This is a genomic window from Candidatus Hydrogenedentota bacterium, from assembly GCA_019695095.1.
GTDB lineage: Bacteria > Hydrogenedentota > Hydrogenedentia > Hydrogenedentales > SLHB01 > JAIBAQ01.
This window is the reverse complement of the sequence record JAIBAQ010000405.1, coordinates 1-2511: the sequence shown is the minus strand read 5'-3', so window position 1 is coordinate 2511 and position 2511 is coordinate 1. Positions and strand designations below refer to the sequence as shown.

Below are 2511 nucleotides of genomic sequence, written 5' to 3'. Positions count from 1 at the left end.
TCCACGAACCTGCTGGAAGGTTTTGTCCGGATCGCGACGAATGTGCCGGCGACGGTGCCGCAGAACGTCTTCACGGACGTGACGGCGACGGCGGATGCGAATTATTACCAGGTGAGGGTGGGGCGGTAAGCCGGCTTGCAAAGCAATCGCCAGGCGTTGCAGGAATTGTCTATGCTGGTGTAATGCAATCACGTGAAGTCCACCAGATCGCCGGCTCCACATCAAATACGGAGCCCAGTGGCGTTCTATGGACCCGTGTATGTGTAGGCTGCCTTTTTGTTCTTGCGATCGTGGCTTCGATCGCCTTTCAGTCTCTGAAATCGCGTGCGTTGGAATACAACGCGCTGGACTATCCGTTCTACCTCCAGTTTTCTGCGCGACTATTGGACACCATTCATTCGAGCCCTATCTCCTCCACGACCGTATCGGGTTACAATTGGATGGGTTTCCACGGAATTGATGGTGCGGGGGGGCATGCGGCGCTTCACCTCGAGCCCATCAAGTACATCTACGCCGTCCTATACGCAGTTTCGGGCACGCGAATATCGCTGTACGTTTTTACTGCACTCGTTCTCTTCTCACCACTTTTCACGTATTTTCATCGCGCATGGACGCCGGGTGCTGCGTGCTTGCTGGCCACCAACTATGTTTTCGCGCCGGCAGTTCTGTACGCGTCGGCATTTGATTTGCGTCCGTACCTTTTCCTCGCCCCACTTCTCTTCTTAGCGATCAACGCTGCGATGCGGAGGTCTCCGTTTTGGACGCTCTTCTGGTTCAACGCAGTCTTTCTGGCTCGAGAAGAGGCGCTCGTCCTCACGCTTTTTGTCATGGCTTATGTCTGCGTAGCGTGGGAGAGAAACGGGGTCAGGTCACGAATACTTGCCGGTCTGTTCGTATCTTGGGTGGCTTGGGTGCTTGTCACAGTCGGTTTCTTCTACTGGACGGGTTACCCGCATCATTTGCAGGCGATCCCAAGCCATCCTGGACTCGGCACAATCTGCGCACTAATTGCTGGAAGTCTCATCTTCGGAGCCGTGATCTTCATGGTCGCTATGCAGTATGCATCAATCCTTGCTGCCGGAAGACCAGATATCCGTCCTGTCTTGGGAATCATAGCATTCGCGTTGATCCTTGTGCCGCTGGGCTGGCTGTTTTTCCGGTTGGAATGGCTGCCTCTGACAGGCGGAGACTTCATGGAATACAACCGAATCATCTTTGCCCCCCGGCTATCGCTCTACACGATTATCTTTCTCTCACTCGCGGGCTTGATCTGGCACCACTTCGCCAGGGAAGGCGTCCGCCATCGCGTCGAGTTCGCGCTGCTTATTGCCGCCGGAGTCAGCATCTTTCTCCACGTGATGTCGCCCAACGGAATTCTCCTGACGTGGCAGGCTTACGGTCAACGAGCTGACAATGCCGCTCGACTGTTCGGATTGCGGCATGAAATGCAGGGTCGGTCGGTCGGAATCCTGTGCGACAATTATACACTCCAAGCGTTTTGCGAGATGCCGGAGGTTTACACCTATAGCAGGCTTCCACCAAGCGCGGCTGACGCTGAGCACAGCACATTTCCTGCGAACACGGATATTTTGGTTGGAATTCTTCGCGAGAAGATCGGGTACGTCGTCGTTTCCAGAACGGGACGACGTGTGGCGCAAAGTCTGCTCAACAAGTCCGGCCTCGTCTCAAGCGTGATATTGGATACGGATGAGTATTTTGCCGGGGAATTGCCTCCACGACCCGGCATGGGCGGTGGGTCTCAAACCGACTGAGCAGTAGCCCATGGCTGGAGAAAGTTGTGTATGACCTCGCATCGCGATTGGCCGGCGATTTGCATTTTGTTTGTCATATTCTTGGTGCTGGCACTTGCCACAATATTCCGTCTCTCGTCGTACTAGCCCAGTCCGACCACCTGTGACTCAGCCGCTGGATTTCTATCAATTCACGGTGGGGCGGTAATTGTCATCGTGGGTAGGGACCGCTCGCTGAGCGGTCCACCCTTCGACTGCGCTCAGGGCAGGCGGCGCGCTGACTTGCCCGCCATAGCTCCCCCAGCGACGGCGGGGCCAGCGTGCCCTACCTTGGCGGCTACGCAACACTCGCAAGGATGTCCTTCAACGTCTGATCCAGCGGGATGTTGGGAATCCAGCCGACGTCGGTACGGATGCGGGTCGTGTCGATCCGGGCTTGCGTGTCGGTCGGGCGAAAAAGTGCCTGGTCGATCTCCAACGTTGGCTTCACGCCGGCGAGTTCGCAGAGCTTGTCGAGGATGTAGCGGATCTTCACAAAGTGGTCCGTCGCGACGTTGTAGGCCCGGCCGGGCGTTCCCTTTTCCAGAATCAGGCGATAGGCGCGCACGACGTCCCGGACATCCGCAAACTCCCGCTCGCTCTCCAGGTTCCCGACCTTCATCACCGGCTCATGCTTGCCCGCGGCAATGGCTGCGACCTGCGACGCGAACGACGACACCACAAAGTCCTTGGCCTGGCCGGGGCCGATGTGGTTCGCGGG

Annotated in this window: 2 protein-coding genes; one reads left to right on the top strand and one right to left on the bottom strand. The window is 57.1% G+C overall.

Going from position 1 to position 2511, the window contains the following annotated elements:
* The first annotated feature begins 290 nt into the window (after positions 1 to 290).
* Positions 291 to 1772, top strand: coding sequence for a DUF2079 domain-containing protein (locus K1Y02_26915; GenBank protein MBX7260015.1), 1482 nt, complete (start codon positions 291 to 293; stop codon positions 1770 to 1772).
* Positions 1773 to 2088: 316 nt separating this feature from the next.
* On the opposite strand, the gene K1Y02_26910 is transcribed toward K1Y02_26915, so the two are convergent.
* Positions 2089 to 2511 (bottom strand): GDP-mannose 4,6-dehydratase (locus K1Y02_26910; GenBank protein ID MBX7260014.1); only part of this gene is annotated, 423 nt, incomplete at its 5' end.